This window comes from Nocardioides piscis, from assembly GCF_011300215.1.
In the GTDB taxonomy this organism is placed as follows: domain Bacteria; phylum Actinomycetota; class Actinomycetes; order Propionibacteriales; family Nocardioidaceae; genus Nocardioides; species Nocardioides piscis.
In genome coordinates, this window is record NZ_CP049866.1 from 1,518,781 (window position 1) to 1,536,416 (window position 17,636).

The window sequence follows — 17,636 nt, forward strand, 5'->3', positions numbered from 1 at the left end:
ACGTAAACGACCATCACACCATCGTTCCTGGAGGTCTTTGCTCATGGAAGAAACGCTGCGTTCCGGGCTGCGCGACGGAGTGGGCCTCGTGTCCGAGTTCGTCCCCAAGCTCCTGCTGTTCCTGGTCATCCTGATCGTGGGGCTGCTGATCGCGAAGGCGATCGCCAAGGCCCTCAACGCGGTCCTGGAGAAGGCCGGATTCGACCGCGCCGTGGAGAGGGGTGGCGTCAAGCGCGCCATGGCCAACTCGAAGATGGATGCCAGCGACGTGGTCGCGAAGCTCATCTACTACACGTTGATGCTCTTCGTCCTGCAGCTCGCGTTCGGCGTCTTCGGACCCAACCCGATCAGTGACCTGATCGAGCGCGTCATCACGTTCATCCCCAGCCTGGTGGTGGCGATCATCATCATCGTGGTGGCCTCGGCCATCGCGGCTGCGGTCAAGACCCTGATCGAGGGCACCCTCGGTGGTCTCTCGTACGGCAGGACGATCGCCAACATCGCCTCGATCTTCATCCTGTTCCTCGGGGTGGTCGCCGCACTCAACCAGGTCGGTGTGGCCACGACCGTCACCACGCCGGTGCTGGTCGCGATCCTCGCCACGGTGGCCGGCGTCATCATCGTCGGCGTCGGTGGCGGACTCGTCCGCCCGATGCAGCAGCGCTGGGAGGGCTATCTCTCCAAGGCCGAGGAGGAGGCGCCGCGGATCAAGCGGGAGGCCGCCAACGCGCCGAGCGTCGCCGACCAGGCCAAGCACGCCAAGGACAAGGCGCAGCACACCACGAACGAGCAGCACCCCCCGAGCACCTTCACGACTGGTGCCACCACGACTGCACGTTGAGCACGACGGCGACGACGCAGCCTGCGTCCTCGCAACGCACGCCGGGCCCCCAGCCAGGGAGCCCGCTCGGAAGAACCGACGAAGAGGGAGCACGACATGATCACGACTGACCAGACCCAGCACCTGCTCGGCAGCGGCGGCAACGTCATCGACAACGACGGCAACAAGATCGGCAGCATCGGCCAGGTCTACCTCGACGACCAGACCAACGAGCCCGCCTGGGTGACCACCAAGACCGGCCTGTTCGGCGGCGGGGAGTCCTTCGTCCCCCTCGACCAGGCCCAGGTCGAGGGCGACGACCTGCGCGTGCCCTTCGACAAGGACAAGGTCAAGGACGCCCCGCGCATCGCCGACGCCGACTCCCACCTCAGCAAGGACGAGGAGGCCACGCTGTACGAGTACTACGGCATGAGCTCGTCGTACGGCGCGGCCGACCGCGACCGCGACACGGACGTCTCCTCGACGCACGGTGCGGGGCACGACACCTCCGGGCCCGACACCGACTCCGCCATGACGCGGTCGGAGGAGCAGCTCAACGTCGGCACCGAGACCCGCGAGGCGGGTCGTGCCCGGTTGCGCAAGTACATCGTCACCGAGAACGTCACCACCACCGTCCCGGTCAGCCGCGAGGAGGTGCGCCTCGAGCGTGAGCCGATCACCGATGGCAACGTCGGCGACGCCACGTCCGGTGCGGACCTGACGACGGAGGAGCACGAGGTGGTCCTCAACGAGGAGCGCGTCGTGGTGGACAAGGAGACCGTCCCCGTCGAGCGGGTGCGCGTCGACAAGGAGACGATCACCGACGAGCAGCAGGTCAGTGAAGAGGTCCGCAAGGAGCAGATCGAGCTCGACGAGGGCTCGGACACCGCTGTTCGCGACACGGACCAGCGGCACTGAGCTGAAGATGGCGGTGCCGGGGAGCCACTCAGTGGCCCGCCGGCACCGCCATCGGCTTGCGCGGGGACGGGGGCTGCGTCAGCGGGGTCGGCGGGCGCGCTTGGTCTTCGCCTTGTCCACGGCCTCGCGGATCCGGCGCTGGTTCTCGGGCTTCTGGGCCTCGTCGTAGAGCTTCTTGGCCACGCCGATGGCGGCGGCACTTCTCAGTAGTTTCATGCGTCAGGTCTACCCGCTGGATCAAGGAATGATGCGCTCGCCCAGCCTCGGCCGTGGTCCTGGCCCCCCTGGCCGGTTGTCGGGAGCCGGGTTCTCGGTCATGCTGCGCGGGTGCCTGACCACGCCGACTTCAACCGCGACCTCGCTGCTGCCGCGCGAGCGATGCAGGACGACGACTCCAGCAAGCAGGCCATGGAACGCGCGGTGATCATCGCGACGAAGATCCTTCCCGGCTGTGACGCCGCAGGTGTCTGCGTGGTGTATCGCGGTGACCGCATCGACACGCACGCCACGAGCACGGATGACCTGCGCCAGATCGACGAGCTGCAGCACGACCTCGACGAGGGACCCTGCCTCGATGCGCTGCAGCAGGACGACACCGTGCACAGCGACGACCTGGCGCTCGACCATCGGTGGCCCCGGTGGGGTCCCGAGGTCGCGCAACGGCTGGGCCTCCACAGCATCGTGAGCTATCGCTTGTTCTCGCACGGCCAGACGCTGGGTGCCCTGAACCTCTACGGCAAGGGCAGGTCGGCCTTCGGGGCCGACGCCGTCCACGACGGTGTGGCCCTGGCAGCACACGTCGGCGTGGCCCTGGCCGGCGCGCAGGAGGTGGAGACCCTGGAGCGGGCGATCGGGGGCCGGACTGTGATCGGTCAGGCCACCGGCATCCTGATGGAGCGGTTCGACCTCGCTCCCGACCGGGCCTTCAGCGTCCTCAGCAGGCTGTCGCAGCAGAAGAACGTGAAGCTGAGAGAGCTCGCCGAGCAGATCGTCCAGACCAGGACCGTCCCGAAGGTCTAGGGACGGACTGTGCGCGACGCCACATGACATCCGGGACCAAGGACCCTGAGCCCCTTCTCCGTGCGCGAAGAGGATGGAGGTAGCCGGGCAGCAGGACCCCAGGCCCGCCGAAGAGGTGTGGACGATGAAATGGAGCAGTCGCAGTTCGCGGAGCTTGACCATGAGAGCGTTGGCGCTCTCCCTCGCCGGGGCCCTGGCGGTCCTCTCGGGCGGCCTGTTGATCGTGACCGGTGGCCCTGCGCAGTCGGACCCCGCTCGCGACAACCGCAGCACGTCGGTTGCGCTGGACGACGCGTGCGTGCCAGTCGAAGCCAGGACCGAGAAGACCGGCTGGGTGACAGCCTCTCCCGGCAACGGGTGGTATCTGGTCGAGTCCAGGACCGTCACCGACGAGGAGGCCACCACCGAGTCCTCGGGCTGGCTGACCGCCCCGCCTCCAGGTGAGGGCTGGAAGCAGGTGGACACCCGCACCGTGGACGGCGTCCTCGAGGAGGAGAGCCACTGGCAGCGCTACTCCTGGGTCGGTGGTCCGCTCGAAGGCAAGCCCACAGTGGTGCCTGCCGACGATCCGGAAGAGGAGTTCTGGCAGTCCAACGTCGAGGGTGACCCGCACGGCGTAGGCGTGGAGGGCGCCTACGACCGCAGCAACGTGCACTCCGGCAAGGCCGACTGGTTCTACCTGGAGTGGGTCGATGCGACCTACGAGCAGGTGACCCAGTTCCGCTACGAGCGCCCGGTCGCTCCGGTCACCCACGAGGAGTTCGTCTTCGCCTTCGACCGCCCGTCGGTCGAGTGCCCTGTCGTGCCCACGGTCCCGGTGGTTCCGACGGTTCCGACCGAGCAGCCGGTCCCGACGGTTCCGAGCGGACCGACGGTGCTGGGCGACGAGGCCACCGCCCCGGTCGAGCCGACCGAGCCGACCGTGCAGGCCGGCGAGGCCGCCGTCCCGTCCACGGCGGCGGACGTGGAGGTGCTCGGTGAGCAGGCCACCAAGCCGAAGCCAGCTGTCCCCAAGGCGGTCGACGCCGGGGCCAGCGGCTCGACGGGCACCGAGGTGATGGGGATCGGCCTGGTGGGCGGCGGCGCGCTGCTGCTCCTGGCGGCCACGGGTGCCCTGCTGGGTGCGCGGCGGCTCGAGGTCTCCTGAGATGGCAGGCGGGGCTCGCGGCCGGATGACCGCGGGCCTCGTCGTGGTGTCCGTCGTCCTCCTGCTGGCCGTCTCCGGGCTCGCGGGGCTGCTGGTGGTGAGGTTGACCGATCGGGACCCCCAGGTCGCCATCGACGCGGCAGCGCCGGCCTCGGTGCCGGGAACCACGCAGGAGCTCGACCAGCGCACCGACCCGCGGCCGACGGTCGATCCCGCTCGAGGGAGGCCACTGCGCATCGAGGTGCCGAGCCTCGGGATCGACGCCCAGGTGGTGGCAGTCGGCCTCGAGGACGATGTGCTGGTGCCTCCGTCCGACCCCACCCTGGTCGGCTGGTGGCGCGACGGCGCGGTCGCGGGCGTCGCGCGCGGGACGACCTTGCTCGCGGGCCACACCTACAGCGCGGGTGATGGTGTCTTCGACGACCTGGGACTGCTCGAGCAGGGCGACCGGTTCACCGTCACCACGACGCGAGGCCGGATCCCCTATCGGGTGGAGGCGGTGCGTGGCTACACCAAGGACCAGCTCGCCGAGGTGGCCGAGCGCCTGTTCAGCCAGACCGTGGTCGGACAGGCAGTGCTCACCACCTGCACCGACTACCGAGCCGGCGGCTATCACGCCAACATCGTCGTGGTCGCCCACCCGACCCGCCAGCAGCTGACCGACCCGTGAGGTGAGTGAGTGAGGGTTTTCCTCCCCGAAACACGAGGAGACACCTGCGACAACATCGACTTCCTACGGTCGTCGCATGACCCACCTGCGCCCCACCCTCGTCGTCGTCGGCCACGGCATGGTCGGCCACCGCTTCGTCCAGGCAGCCATCGAGCGCGGTCTGACCGAGACCCACGACGTCGTCGTCCTGGGCGAGGAGCCGCGCCCGGCCTACGACCGCGTCGCGCTGACCAGCTTCTTCGCGGCCGAGAGCGCCGACGAGCTGTCGCTGCTCCCCGAAGGGAACTATCCCGACCCGCGGGTCCGGCTCGTCCTCGATGCCGCCGTCACCGAGATCGACCGGGCCGCCCGGACGGTCACCTACGTCTCACCGGCGCTGCGGCTCTCGTCCGAGCCGCTCGCCGACCCCGGTGAGGTGCAGCTCCTCCACTACGACGTCCTCGTCCTGGCGACCGGCGCAGCCCCGTTCGTCCCGCCTGTCCCCGGCAGGGAGCTGGAGAACGTCTTCGTCTATCGCACGATCGAGGACCTCGAGGCGATCCGGGAGGCTTCCCGGGAGGCGACGGCCGGCGCAGTGATCGGCGGAGGCCTGCTGGGCCTGGAGGCGGCCAACGCGCTGCACCAGCTCGGCGTCGAGACGCACGTGGTCGAGATGGCGCCGCGGCTGATGGCGGTTCAGATCGACGAGGCCGGCGGCGCCACGCTCAAGCGGCACGTCGAGCAACTCGGGCTGAGCGTCCACACCGGGGTGATGACCGAGCTGATCGACGGCGACGCCGACGGCAAGGTCAGCGGGCTCAGGTTCCGCGACAGGCCACAGCCCCTCGACGTCGAGATCGTCGTCTTCTCCGCAGGCATCCGGCCGCGCGACGCGCTGGCCCGCGAGTGCGGCCTCGACCTCGCCGAGCGGGGCGGGATCCTGGTCGACGAGCAGTGCCGGACCTCGGACGCCAGCATCTTCGCCATCGGCGAGTGCGCCGCCCCGGACGGACGGATGTATGGCCTCGTCGCCCCCGGCTACTCGATGGCCGAGGTGGTCGTCGACACCCTCCTCGACGGACCGGGCGCGTTCACCGGCGCCGACATGTCGACCAAGCTCAAGCTGCTGGGAGTCGACGTCGCCAGCTTCGGGGACGCGTTCGCGACCACCGAGGGCTCGCTCGAGCTCGTCTATTCCGATGCGGTCGCCGGCATCTACAAGAAGCTGGTCGTCGCCGAGTCCGACGCCGGCGACGGGGGCTTCGTGCTGCTCGGCGGGGTGCTCGTCGGTGACGCATCGGCGTACGGCGTCCTGCGGCCCATGGTCGCCAGCGGGCTCACCCTCCCCGACAACCCCGAGCAGCTCATCCTGCCCGCGTCGAGCGGTGCCGCGCCGCTGGGGATGCCCGACGAGGCGCAGGTCTGCTCGTGCAACGACGTGACCAAGGGCCAGATCCTCACCGCCGTGCGCGAGGAGGGGTGTGAGGACGTCAAGAGCGTCAAGGCCTGCACGCGAGCCGGCAGCACCTGCGGCAGCTGCGTCAACGTCGTCAAGAACATCATCGAGGAGCACTTCGCCAGCGAGGGCAAGGTCGTCGACAGGGGCTTGTGCGAGCACTTCCGGCTCAGCCGACAAGAGCTCTACGACGTCGTGTCCGTGCACGGCTATCGCCGCTTCGACGACATCGTCGAGGCGCACGGCAGCGGTCGCGGCTGTGACATCTGCAAGCCGGCGATCGCGAGCATCCTGGCCAGCCAGTTCAACGGGCACGTCCTGGAGAAGGAGAATGCCCGCCTCCAGGACACCAACGACGCCTACCTCGCCAACATCCAGCGCAACGGCACCTACTCCGTCGTCCCGCGCATCCCCGGTGGGGAGATCACCCCGGAGAAGCTGATCGTGATCGGCGAGGTCGCCCGCGACTTCAACCTCTACACCAAGATCACCGGCGGGCAGCGCATCGACCTTTTCGGTGCCCGGATGGAGGAGCTGCCGGCGATCTGGAAGCGGCTCGTGGACGCCGGCTTCGAGTCCGGGCACGCCTACGGCAAGTCGCTGCGGACGGTGAAGTCCTGCGTCGGGTCGACCTGGTGCCGCTTCGGCGTCCAGGACAGCGTCGGCCTGGCGATCGCGCTCGAGCTGCGCTATCGCGGGCTCCGCAGCCCGCACAAGCTCAAGGGCGGGGTCAGCGGCTGTGCACGCGAGTGCGCGGAGGCGCGCGGGAAGGACTTCGGGGTGATCGCCACCGAGAAGGGGTGGAACCTCTACGTCGGCGGCAACGGCGGCGCCGTACCGGCCCATGCCCGGCTCCTGGCCGGCGACCTCGACACCCAGACCCTGATCTCCTACCTCGACCGCTTCCTCATGTACTACATCCGCACCGCCGACCGGCTGCAACGGACCTCGACCTGGATCGAGTCGCTGGACGGCGGTCTCGACCGGGTCCGGGAGGTGGTCGTGGACGACTCGCTCGGGCTCGGTGCGGAGCTCGAGTCGGAGATGGAGCGTCACGTCGGGTCCTACTTCGACGAGTGGAAGGCGACGATCGAGGACCCGGAGAAGATGTCGCGGTTCGTCTCGTTCGTCAACGCCCCCGACACCCCCGACCCCTCCATCTCCTTCACCGAGGAGCGCGGCCAGATCCGTCCCGCGGAAGCCGGGGGACCGGTCGTGCTCGCCACGACCATCCCCGTCGGCCCGGCCAGGTCGGCGGTGCTGGGATGACCAGTCTCGACGCCATCTGGGAGAGGGTGTGTCCTGTGGACGACCTCGAGCTGGAGCGCGGAGTCACTGCCCTCGTGCACGGACAGGCGCTGGCGATCTTCCGCACGCACGACGACGGCGTCTATGCCCTCGGCAACTACGACCCGTTCGCCAAGGCGTCGGTGCTGGCTCGCGGCATCGTCGGCACCCGGGAGGGCGTGCCGTTCGTCGCCAGCCCGATGCACAAGCACGCCTTCGACCTGCGCACCGGCCGCTGCCTCGACGACGGCGACGTCTCCGTCCCCGCCTACGACGTGCTGATCCACGACGGCGCCGTCTTCGTCGGGGCGCGGCATCGCGAGGTGACATGACAGGGGAGTCGCAGCCGCTGGCCGGCTATCGGATCGGCGTGACCGCCGCGCGCAAGGTCGAGGAGCAGATCGCGCTGCTCGAACGCCGCGGCGCCAAGGTGGAGTGGGCACCCGTGCTGTCCAGCGACCCCAACCAGGTCGACGACGCACAGCTGCGAGCCGCCACCGACTCCGTGCTCGCCGCCCCCATCGACATCTTCGTCGGCACGACCGGCGTCGGGATGAAGGCTTGGTTCGAGGCGGCCGAGGGGTGGGGCCTGCACGACGAGCTCGTGCGGGCCATCGCCTCGGCCGAGGTGCTGGCACGCGGGCCCAAGACCGTGGGTGCGCTGCGCAGGCGCGGCATCCGCGAGCTCTGGTCGCCCGACTCGGAGTGCTTCGAGGACGTGCTCGCGCACCTGCGGGGACGCGACCTCGTCGGGCAGCGCATCGTCGTACAAGAACACGGGCAGTCGCTGTCGGTCGTCGCGCACGCCCTGCAGCGCCAGGGCGCGCAGGTCGAGGTGGTCACCGTCTATCGCGTGGCGAGCGCGGAGGACCCCGAGCCGACGTTCCGGCTGGTGGACCTGATCGCCGAGCGCAAGCTGGACGCGGTGACCTTCACCTCCGCGCCTGCGGTGGCCGCGCTGATGTCGGTCGCCGAGGTGACCGGGCGGCGCGACGAGGTGGTGGCTGCCTTCCAGGCTGACGTGGTCGCGACCTGCGTCGGGCCGGTGACCGGGGCGGCCTTCGAGATGTGGGGCGTGCCGACGATCATGCCGGAGCGCTCGCGGCTGGCCGCGATGGTCAAGCTGGTCGAGACCGAGCTGCCGTCTCGCAGACAAGGTCTGTCGATCGACGTCGCCGGCCACGTGCTCCTGCTGCACGGGGACATGGTCCTGCTGGACGGCGTGGAGATCAGGCTCTCGCCCGCTCCGCTGGCCGTGCTGACGGCGCTGCTGGTCAACCCCGGCCACGTGGTGGCCCGGGCAGACCTGCTGGCCGTCCTGCCCAGCGGCACCGCCGGCTCGGAGCACGCCGTCGAGATGGCCGTCGCGCGCCTGCGGTCCGCGCTGGGCACCAAGGTCGTCCAGACCGTGGTCAAGCGGGGCTATCGGCTCGCAGTCCCGGGTTGACCCGGCAGCAGATGTGCCGGGTCAACCGGTGACGAGCGCAGTGGCGATCGCGGCCACGCCCTCGCCCCGTCCGGTCAGGCCCAGACCGTCGGTGGTCGTGGCCGACACGCTCACCGGAGCACCGACGGCTGCAGACAGAGCCTCCTCGGCCAGCTGTCGGCGCGGGCCGAGCCGTGGCCGGTTGCCGATGACCTGGACGGCGACGTTGCCGATCTCGAAGCCGGCGGCGCGGACCCGCCGTGCCGCCTCGGCCAGGAGAGCCGCACCGGAGGCGCCGGCCCACTCGGGCTCGCTCGTCCCGAAGTGGCTGCCAAGGTCGCCGATCCCGGCAGCGGAGAACAGTGCGTCGCAGGCGGCGTGCGCCGCCACGTCAGCGTCGGAGTGACCCTCGAGCCCCTGCGGCTCGTCCGGCCAGGCGAGGCCCGCCAGGTGCATCGGAACGCCGTCGACCAGGCGGTGGACGTCGGTGCCGATGCCGATGCGGGGAAGGCTCACGAGCGCATCATGCCCGATCCGACACAATGGCCGAATGCATGAGCAACCGGGTCGATGGGCGTTGGCGGGAGCCCTGACCATGGTGGTCGGGCTCGCGACCAGCTATGCGGTGGCCATGGTGCTGACGATCCGCGAGTCACCCGTCGTCGCGGTGGCCGAGCTCATCATCCGGATCACGCCCGGAGCCGTGGCCGAGTGGCTGATCGACCTGGTGGGCCAGCTCGACAAGCCGCTGCTGCTCCTGGGCATCGTCGTGTTCCTCCTCGCCATGGGCGCCTTCGCCGGCGTGCTCGCTCGCACCAGCACTCTCAAGCCCCTGCTGGTGTGGCTGGTGCTCAGTGCGATCGGGACCGGCGCCGTCCTGGTCCAGCCGGGCGCCAACGCGGTCGACGTGCTGCCGGTGGTGGTGGGCTTCGTGACCTGGGTGGTCGTGCTGTCGGCCGTGACCCAGCCCCTGGTCACCGCGCGGCAGCGCCCCGAGCTCGCCTCGCGGGAGCGACGGACGTTCCTGGTCGTCGCCGGTGTGATGGGGGTCGCGGCGATCGCGATCGCCGGGGCCGGCCGCTTCGTGGGGAGGGGGCGGCGGCATGTGGCGGAGAGCAGGCGGCTGCTCCGCCTCGAAGGGGTCACCCGCGAGCCGGCCCCCGCGGCGACCACGGTCGACCTGGTCGGCGTGTCACCGTGGCAGACCCCCAACGACGACTTCTACCTCATCCACACCGCCATCTCGGTCCCGACGATCGAGCCCAAGGACTGGTCGCTGCGCATCCACGGCCTCGTCGACCGCGAGGTCACCCTGTCCTTCGCCGACCTCGTCTCCCGCCGGCTCACGCAGGCCTGGATCACCCTCGGCTGCGTCAGCAACGAGGTCGGGAGCGACCTGATCGGCAACGCCTGGTGGAGCGGGGTCCGCATCGCCGACATCCTGGCCGAGGTCGGCCTGGACCCGTCCGCGGACTGCGTCCTGCAGACGTCCGAGGACGGCTGGAACTGCGCGACGCCGCTGACCGCGCTGACCGATGACCGCAACGCCATGCTCGCGGTGGCCATGAACGGGCGCCCGTTGCCGATCGAGCACGGCTTCCCGGTCCGCACCGTGGTGCCCGGGCTCTATGGCTATGTCTCGGCCACCAAGTGGGTCGTCGACTTCGAGGTGACGCGCTTTCGTGACGTCGCGGCGTTCTGGACCCAGCGCGGCTGGTCGGAGCAGGGGCCGGTGAAGATCTCGTCGCGCATCGACGTCCCGGGCGACGGCGACGACGTCCCGGTCGGTGCGCTCGACGTGGGCGGGGTGGCCTGGGCCCAGCACACCGGGATCGCCGGGGTCGAGGTCGCCGTCGACGGCGGCGAGTGGCAGCCGGCGACGCTGGGGGCCACGCCGACCGACGACTCGTGGGTGCAGTGGCGGCTGCAGGTGGACCTCGAGGAGGGTGACCACGAGCTGCGGGTGCGCGCCATCGACAAGGACGGCCTGGAGCAGACGGGCGTACGCCGAGACGTGCTGCCGGACGGCGCGACCGGGTGGCACACCATCCAGGTCGGCGCCGTCAGCGGTTGATGACGTAGACGACCCCGCCGCTGGCGTTGATCCACACGTCCTCGAACTGGTCGCGGTCATAGACGCGGCGTACGGCGCTGTTGCTCGCCGCAGCCGGGTCGTTGACGATGACGTCGCCGTCCCGCTCGAAGCCGACGACCACCAGCAGGTGCCCGGCGCTCGACGAGATCGGCGCGCCGCTGAGCTGGCCCCTGCCGAAGGCGATGGAGGCGACCAGCGGAACCCCGGCGGCGATGAAGTCCTCGGCGGCCCGGAGGTCGGTCAGCCGCGTGACGTAGGCGTCCCCGCGGTCAGGGTGCTGGCGTAGGCGGTGTTGAACGCCCAGTTGCCCGTGCCGTCGTAGGCGTGGTCGAAGACCAGGCGGGCGGTGTGGTCCACCTGCGGGTCGGCGTGTCCGGCGGTGATCGCGGGGAAGGGGCCGGGCTGGAGGCCGTAGTAGGCCAGCACCATGGCCGTCGAGGTGGGGGAGCACCAGGCCTCGCCACCGCCGCCCCACTGCGGGTAGTGGCCGGAGTGGGTCATCTGGGAGAAGGCCGGGACGTCGAGCGGCGGGGTGCCGGCGACCGCTCCCGGGACCGAGGTCGGGGTGTTGTTGCGGGGTGACAGCACGCTGGCCATGGCGCCGACGCGGTCGAGACGGACTGCCGGCCTGCTGGTGCGGTTGCGATAGAGGCGGACCCGGACCTGCCACTGGGTCAGCGGCGTCGCGGCCTGCCAGGTGTCGACGTTGACGGCCGCCAGGTCGTCGGACTGCCGGCCGAGGGAGCGCCGGGCCCGGGTCGGGTTGTCGAGGGACCACTCGGCCATCGAGTCCCAGCTCGACAGCCGTCCGTCCGCTGCCTGTCCGCGAACCTGCACCTTCACCACCGAGTCGCCCTCGGTGACGGCCTCCCACGACGGGATGAGCTGGGTCAGCCCGAAGCCGGGCGCCGACCAGGGCGAGGTCCAGGTGCCGACCTGGTAGACGCGGCCGCCCAGCTTGCCGCGCCCGGGGCGCTTGGGCACGAGGGATCCCGCCTTGACCCGCAGCCCCCTCAGCTCACCCGACCGCCACTGCGCCCCGGTCGACCACGAGGAGGTGGCGATGCTCGTGGGCGCCGCTCGTTCCCCCGTCTGGTTCGCGAGCGCCCCGGCGGAGGCCGGCGCGGCGGGGGTGAGGCAGATCAGGAGCGCGGCGCGGGTCGCGAGGGACAGGGCCGGGGGAAGGAGACGAGACACTCGTAGACGGTAACCCCGCGACATACCACCTGTCCCAACAGTCACAGGAGTCGGGGAATCGAGCCTGCGGCACGCGGCCCCTAGACTTGGCGGGTGACGCAGCAGCACACGAGCCGGCTCCGGCTCCACGACACCGCGACCCGAGAGGTCCGCGACTTCGTCCCCCTCGAGGAGGGGAAGGCGGGGATCTATGTCTGTGGACTGACCGTGCAGTCCGAGCCCCACGTCGGCCACGTCCGGTCTGCCGTCAACTTCGACGTCCTGCGCCGCTGGCTCACCGCGAGCGGCTACGACGTCCACTTCATCCGCAACGTCACCGACATCGACGACAAGATCCTCGCCAAGGCCGTCGAGCAGGGCCGGCCCTGGTACAACCTCGCCTACGACATGCACGCCGAGCTCACCCGCGCGCTGGCCGCGATCAACGTGCTCCCGCCGACCTACGAGCCCGGCGCGACCGGCACCATCCCCGAGATGGTCGACCTGATCGAGACGCTCATCGAGCGGGGACACGCCTATCCGGCCGACGACGCCTCGGGTGACGTCTATTTCGACGTGCGGTCGTGGCCCGCCTACGGCGAGCTCACGCGCCAGGGTCTCGACGACATGGAACCGGCCGGCGACGCAGACCCTCGCGGCAAGCGCGACCCGCGCGACTTCGCCCTCTGGAAGGGCTACAAGTCCACCGAGCCCGAGTCGGCCGCCTGGCCGTCGCCCTGGGGACGGGGCCGTCCCGGCTGGCACATCGAGTGCTCGGCGATGGCGAGCAAGTATCTCGGTCCCGCCTTCGACATCCACGGCGGCGGCGTCGACCTGCGGTTCCCGCACCACGAGAACGAGCAGGCCCAGTCGCGGGCGGCGGGGATGCCGTTCGCGTCCTACTGGCTCCACAACGCCTGGATCACGACGGCCGGCGAGAAGATGAGCAAGTCGCTCGGCAACTCCCTGCTCGTGCCCGAGGTGCTCAAGCGCGTGCGCGGCATCGAGCTGCGCTTCTACATGGTCTCGGCCCACTACCGCTCGCACGTCGAGTTCAGCTTCGAGGCCCTCGACGAGGCGGCCCAGGGCTTCCGCCGGATCGAGAACTTCCTCGAGCGCGCGGCCTCGACGCTCGGTGGCGAGGTGCCCCCGGGCGGCATGTTGTGCGCCGACTTCATCGCGGCCATGGACGACGACCTCGGCACCTCGGCAGCCGTCGCAGCGATCCACGAGGTCGTGCGCGAGGGCAACAAGCTGCTGGGCGACGGGTCGAGCGCCGCCCTGCGGGGCAACGCGGCGTCCGTCCGCGCCATGCTCGACGTGCTGGGCCTCGACCCGGCAGACCAGGGCTGGGCCGCCACCGGTGGGGCCGACGACGAGAAGCTGCGGGGAGCGATCGACGTACTCATCGCCGCCATGCTCGAGGACCGGGCCGCCGCGCGCGCCGACAAGGACTGGGCCAGGGCCGACGCGATCCGCGACCGCATCAAGGCTGCCGGCATCGAGATCGAAGACACGCCCTCCGGGCCGAAGTGGAGCATCTAATGCCAGGGAACAGCCAACGCAAGGGCGCCATCAAGAAGAGCGGCAAGGGCGCGACCGTCGGTTCCGGTGGGCGCGTGAAGCGCGGCCTCGAGGGCCGGGGCCCGACGCCGAAGGCCAAGGACCGGCCCTATCACAAGGCCCACAAGGACGCGAAGCGTTCCGAGCGCACCGAGTCGACCCGGCCGAAGCGTCGGATCACCAAGTCGACCGAGGCCGAGTGGGTGGCCGGACGCAACTCCGTCGTCGAGGTGCTCGCGGCCGGGATCCCGGTCACCGGCGTCTATGTCGCCGAGGGCGCGGAGCGCGACGGCCGCCTGCGTGACGCCTTCAAGATGGCAGCCGAGCACGGCTATCCGATGATGGAGGTCACCCGGTCCGAGCTGGACCGCATGACCGGTGGCGCGGTGCACCAGGGCCTCGCGGCCCGGTTGCCCTCGTACGAATACGCGCACGCCGACGACCTCCTCGCGCGGGCGGACGAGGCTGGCGAGAAGGCCTTGATCGTGGCGCTCGACTCGGTCACCGACCCCCGCAACCTCGGGGCCGTGGTGCGCTCGGCCTCCGGCTTCGGCGCCCATGGCGTCGTCATCCCCGAGCGCCGGGCGGCAGGCATGACGGCCGCTGCCTGGAAGAGCAGTGCGGGTGCTGCTGCTCGCATCCCGGTGGCCCAGACGGTCAACCTCGTGCGCCAGCTGAAGGCCTACCAGGACGCGGGCTGCATGGTCATCGGCCTCGCAGCCGACGGCGACGTGACGCTGCCGGAGCTCACCGGACCGGAGGGTCTCGCCGCGGGTCCGCTCGTCGTGGTCGTCGGCTCCGAGGGCAAGGGCCTGGGGCGTCTCGTGGCCGAGACGTGCGACCAGCTGGTGTCGATCCCGATGGGCAACCAGCTCGAGTCGCTCAACGCCGGCGTGGCCGCGTCGGTGACCCTCTATGCCATCGCCCAGGCCCGGAGCTAGTCGCGGGCGGGTCCTGACCGGGCTCGCCCACACGGCTGTGTGTCTGGGCGTCGCCGTCGTCGCCGGCCTCGCGTTCTTCCTGGCCGACAGCCGGACGATCGTCTTCGCCAGCCACGACGCGGTGGTGGCCCCCACGCTGGACCGTCACGTCGTCCTGCGGACCGGTCCGCTGCTGCCCGACCTCCGGCTGGCGAGTGATGGTCCGGTCGGTGTGGAGATCCGGCTGGGGAAGACCGAGAGCGCCTCGGTCGAGGAGCTCTTCTCGCGCTATGCGTTCATCGCCAGCGAACCCGACGCGCAGGTCGCCAAGGTGGGCGACGTGGTGCAGGAGATGGCGCTCTCGGCAACGCTGCGTGGCGTCGGCCTCGGACTGGTGCCACTGGCGGTGTGGTGGTTGCTGGGGCCCCATCGACGAGGTGAGCTGTTCCGGGGAGTCCGCACCCGCAAGGGGGCGGCCGCCGGCGTCGTCCTGCTGAGCGTGCCGCTGCTCCTGTGGCAGCCGTGGGACGCGGACGAGGAGACGCAGGAGGCACAGCACGAGTGGGAACCGCTCGAGTCCTTCATGGTCGGCGTGCCGCTGCCTGCCGAGGCTGCGGGCATCGAGATCCGCACCAGCCCGACCACCGTGCAGACGCAGCGGTTGATCCAGAGCGCCGTGAACACCTATGAGAAGAGCAAGGACTTCTACGACCAGGCTGCGACCGACGCCGCGGTCCTCGAGCTGCGCGAGCCCGAGGAGGGCGAGACAGCGGCCCTGGTCGTGAGCGACCGGCACGACAACATCGGCATGGACCGGGTCGCGCGCGCCATCGGTGATCGCGCCGGCGCCAGTGTGGTGCTCGATGCGGGGGACGACACGTCGACCGGTCAGCCCTGGGAGGCGTTCAGCCTCGACTCGCTCGACCGCGCGTTCGACGGCTACGACCGCTTCGGCGTGGCAGGCAACCACGACAACGGCACCTTCGTACGGCGCTATCTCGACGACCTCGGATGGACCATGCTCGACGGGGAGCCCGTCGACGCGCCGTGGGGCGGCCTGGTCCTCGGCATCGACGACCCGCGGTCCAGCGGCCTCGGCAGCTGGCGCGACGAGACCGGCCTGAGCTTCGACGAGGTGGGGGAGCGGCTCGCCGACGAGGCGTGTGACGGCGAACGGATCTCGACCCTGCTGGTCCACGACGCCAACCTGGGACGCGACGCCCTGGAGCGCGGGTGCGTCGACCTGGTCGTCGGGGGCCACACCCACGTGCCGGACGGACCGACCCTGGTCCTGGGCGAGAACGGCGAGGTCGGCTATACCCTGACCAACGGCACCACCGGGGGTGCGGCCTATGCGATCGCCGTCGGCAGCAAGCCTCGCCGTGACGCGGACCTGGTGGTGATCACCTATCGCGACGCCCGGCCCGTCGGCACCCAGGCCGTGCGTCTGCGCACCGATGGCCGCTTCGTGGTCGAACCCTTCGTCGAGCTGCTGCTCGACGCCGAATAGGCGCAATGCGAGGCGTCCTGGAAAAATCTTCGGTGACCTCCGTCACCTTCCAAAGGGTGAGTCGTTTCCTGAACTGAAACGTGTTCTACCCATTGGCTGGAGGCATCCCATGGCGGTCCCCGATCGCATCCGTCCGCGCGCCGGCTCGCAGCTGAGGACCCGGGGCGTGACCGCTGGGGTCGTCGGGCTGGTGCTCGCCCTGGCTGCGTGTGGCTCCCAGCTCCAGCCCGAGGACCTGGCCACCGCGGGTGCAGGCACCGCGCAGGGCGGTGAAGTCATCGACCCGGCGCTCGGGGCCGATCCCGGCACCGGGACGACCGGCGGGTCCGCCGGCTCGACGGGCAGCGGCACGACCGGGGGTAGCACCGGCACGGGTGCCACCGGTGCCACCGGCGCCACCGGCTCCGGCTCGACCAGCGGATCGGGGGGTTCGGGGTCTGCCGCGGCCCCCGCCGACGGGGGAGGCGGCGCGAAGGGCACCGGCGAGAACAGCGCAACCGGGGCCACAGCGGCCGGCGCGTGCGACGGCTTCGCCAACCAGACCGGCATCACCGACGACAAGATCGTCGTCGGGAACGCCTCCGACATCTCGGGACCGGTCCCCGGAATCTTCGAGTCCGCCCAGCTCGGCACCCGCGCCTACGCCGCCTACTTCAACTCCACCGGCGACATCTGCGGTCGCAAGCTCGAGGTCCTCAACCTTGACAGCCGCGCCGACGCCGGCGCCGACCAGCAGGCCTATGCGCAGATCTGTGAGCAGGCCTTCGCCGGCGTCGGCTCGATGTCGGCCTTCGACCAGGGCGGGGCCGCCACGGCCCAGGGCTGCGGGTTGCCCGACATCCGCTCGACCGCGATCACCAGCGAGCGGACCGGCTGCAGCACCTGCTTCGGCGCCCAGTCGGCGAGCAACACGATGCTGCCGAGCGCGACACCCAAGTTCCTGATCAGCAAGTTCGGCGGCGCGGCGCAGAAGATCGCGATGATCTACATCGACGTCGCCGCCGCCGCCCAGGCCACCGCGGCGATCAAGAAGAGCTACGAGGCCAACGGCGCCAAGGTCGTCTACTACAAGGGCATGGACGTCTCGGAGTTCAACTACGCGCCATACGTGCAGGAGATGAAGAGTGCCGGCGTCGAGATGGTCTACTACACCGGCCCCTACCAGAACACGATCAAGCTCCAGCAGGCGATGAAGCAGCAGGGCTTCGACCCGATCGTCTACCAGGACGCCACGGTCTACGACGCGGGCTACGTCGCCGAGGCCGGCAGCCTCGCCGAGGGCACGGTCGCCTTCTTGTTCAACGACCTCTTCACCAACAGCGGCAACAAGGAGATGCAGCTCTACGCCTCGTGGCTGCAGCAGGTGAAGCCCGGCGCGCAGCCGTCCGTCTATGGGCTCTTCGCGTGGTCGGCGGCTCGCCTGTTCGTGGAGCGATCGATCGCGCTGGGCGGGAAGCTGTCCCGGGAGAGCCTCGTGGCCGAGTTCGCCAAGACGACCGACTGGACCGCCAACGGGCTGCACGCCCCGCAGGCGGTGAAGGACAAGACGACGGCCAGCTGCGTCAAGTTCGTGCAGTACACCGGCGGCAAGTGGGTGCAGATCTCGCCCGGTGACTACACCTGCGGACCACTGACCAAGGTGGGCTGAC

Annotated in this window: 17 protein-coding genes and 1 pseudogene; 13 read left to right on the top strand and 5 right to left on the bottom strand. The window is 70.4% G+C overall.

The features are described 5' to 3' along the window. Positions 1-43: 43 nt before the first annotated feature. Together G7071_RS07505 and G7071_RS07510 are read left to right on the top strand one after the other, a co-directional pair. Entirely contained in the window at positions 44-841 is a 798-nt protein-coding gene (locus G7071_RS07505) for a mechanosensitive ion channel family protein (RefSeq protein ID WP_166316879.1), read from the top strand. A 96-nt stretch (positions 842-937) separates the two neighbouring features. Then, positions 938-1,738, top strand: coding sequence for a DUF2382 domain-containing protein (locus G7071_RS07510; RefSeq protein WP_166316882.1), 801 nt, complete (start codon positions 938-940; stop codon positions 1,736-1,738). Between the two features lie 78 nt (positions 1,739-1,816). Here the strand turns inward: G7071_RS07510 and G7071_RS07515 are convergent, their stop codons facing one another. Then, the gene (locus tag G7071_RS07515; RefSeq protein WP_166316885.1) at positions 1,817-1,954 is read right to left on the bottom strand and encodes a hypothetical protein; all 138 of its coding nucleotides are present in this window, start codon (positions 1,952-1,954) and stop codon (positions 1,817-1,819) included. 111 nt (positions 1,955-2,065) lie between these two features. On the opposite strand from G7071_RS07515, the gene G7071_RS07520 reads away from it, so the two are divergent. From G7071_RS07520 to G7071_RS07545, 6 genes are all read left to right on the top strand, one after another. Next, entirely contained in the window at positions 2,066-2,758 is a 693-nt protein-coding gene (locus tag G7071_RS07520) for a GAF and ANTAR domain-containing protein (RefSeq protein WP_166316888.1), read from the top strand. A gap of 160 nt (positions 2,759-2,918) precedes the next feature. After that, positions 2,919-3,905 (top strand): hypothetical protein, encoded by a 987-nt coding sequence (locus tag G7071_RS07525; protein WP_166316891.1) that lies wholly within the window; start codon positions 2,919-2,921, stop codon positions 3,903-3,905. A gap of 1 nt (position 3,906) precedes the next feature. Next, the gene (locus tag G7071_RS07530) at positions 3,907-4,575 is read left to right on the top strand and encodes a class F sortase (RefSeq protein WP_246210564.1); all 669 of its coding nucleotides are present in this window, start codon (positions 3,907-3,909) and stop codon (positions 4,573-4,575) included. Positions 4,576-4,651: 76 nt separating this feature from the next. After that, a complete protein-coding gene (nirB, locus tag G7071_RS07535; RefSeq protein WP_166316894.1) occupies positions 4,652-7,279 on the top strand; it encodes a nitrite reductase large subunit NirB in 2,628 nt (875 codons plus the stop codon). 35 nt (positions 7,280-7,314) lie between these two features. Next, on the top strand, positions 7,315-7,629 hold the full coding sequence (nirD, locus tag G7071_RS07540) for a nitrite reductase small subunit NirD (protein WP_425489420.1): 315 nt from the start codon (positions 7,315-7,317) through the stop codon (positions 7,627-7,629). Then, a complete protein-coding gene (locus tag G7071_RS07545) occupies positions 7,626-8,744 on the top strand; it encodes a uroporphyrinogen-III synthase (protein ID WP_166316900.1) in 1,119 nt (372 codons plus the stop codon). The genes nirD and G7071_RS07545 overlap by 4 nt, the downstream gene beginning before the upstream one ends. A 21-nt stretch (positions 8,745-8,765) precedes the next feature. Here the strand turns inward: G7071_RS07545 and ispF are convergent, their stop codons facing one another. Next, positions 8,766-9,179, bottom strand: a complete 414-nt coding sequence (gene ispF / locus G7071_RS07550) for a 2-C-methyl-D-erythritol 2,4-cyclodiphosphate synthase (protein WP_425489426.1) — start codon at positions 9,177-9,179, stop codon at positions 8,766-8,768. A 94-nt stretch (positions 9,180-9,273) separates the two neighbouring features. Between ispF and G7071_RS07555 the strand changes: the two genes are divergently transcribed. Next, positions 9,274-10,797: a molybdopterin-dependent oxidoreductase gene (locus G7071_RS07555; protein WP_166316906.1), complete on the top strand. Its 1,524-nt coding sequence runs from the start codon at positions 9,274-9,276 to the stop codon at positions 10,795-10,797. Here the strand turns inward: G7071_RS07555 and G7071_RS07560 are convergent. The 3 genes and pseudogenes from G7071_RS07560 to G7071_RS07565 all read right to left on the bottom strand — a co-directional run bounded on the left by G7071_RS07560 (position 10,787) and on the right by G7071_RS07565 (position 12,015). Continuing rightward, a complete protein-coding gene (locus G7071_RS07560; protein WP_166313523.1) occupies positions 10,787-10,939 on the bottom strand; it encodes a cysteine peptidase family C39 domain-containing protein in 153 nt (50 codons plus the stop codon). The two genes, G7071_RS07555 and G7071_RS07560, sit on opposite strands and share 11 nt — an antisense overlap. Before the next feature lie 9 nt (positions 10,940-10,948). After that, positions 10,949-11,122: pseudogene (locus tag G7071_RS19985) on the bottom strand (hypothetical protein); the annotation flags it as partial. Then, positions 11,059-12,015: a C39 family peptidase gene (locus G7071_RS07565; protein ID WP_166316909.1), complete on the bottom strand. Its 957-nt coding sequence runs from the start codon at positions 12,013-12,015 to the stop codon at positions 11,059-11,061. The gene G7071_RS07565 and the pseudogene G7071_RS19985, both read right to left, overlap by 64 nt. 93 nt (positions 12,016-12,108) lie before the next feature. Between G7071_RS07565 and cysS the strand changes: the two genes are divergently transcribed. The 4 genes from cysS to G7071_RS07585 all read left to right on the top strand — a co-directional run bounded on the left by cysS (position 12,109) and on the right by G7071_RS07585 (position 17,635). Further along, complete coding sequence (cysS, locus tag G7071_RS07570; protein ID WP_166316912.1) at positions 12,109-13,539, top strand: cysteine--tRNA ligase; 1,431 nt, start codon at positions 12,109-12,111, stop codon at positions 13,537-13,539. Further along, positions 13,539-14,498, top strand: coding sequence for a 23S rRNA (guanosine(2251)-2'-O)-methyltransferase RlmB (rlmB, locus tag G7071_RS07575; RefSeq protein WP_166316915.1), 960 nt, complete (start codon positions 13,539-13,541; stop codon positions 14,496-14,498). The genes cysS and rlmB overlap by 1 nt, the downstream gene beginning before the upstream one ends. 37 nt (positions 14,499-14,535) lie before the next feature. Continuing rightward, complete coding sequence (locus G7071_RS07580) at positions 14,536-15,987, top strand: metallophosphoesterase family protein (protein WP_246210566.1); 1,452 nt, start codon at positions 14,536-14,538, stop codon at positions 15,985-15,987. Positions 15,988-16,153: 166 nt separating this feature from the next. Continuing rightward, positions 16,154-17,635, top strand: coding sequence for an ABC transporter substrate-binding protein (locus G7071_RS07585; protein ID WP_166316921.1), 1,482 nt, complete (start codon positions 16,154-16,156; stop codon positions 17,633-17,635). The last annotated feature ends 1 nt before the right edge of the window (position 17,636 follow it).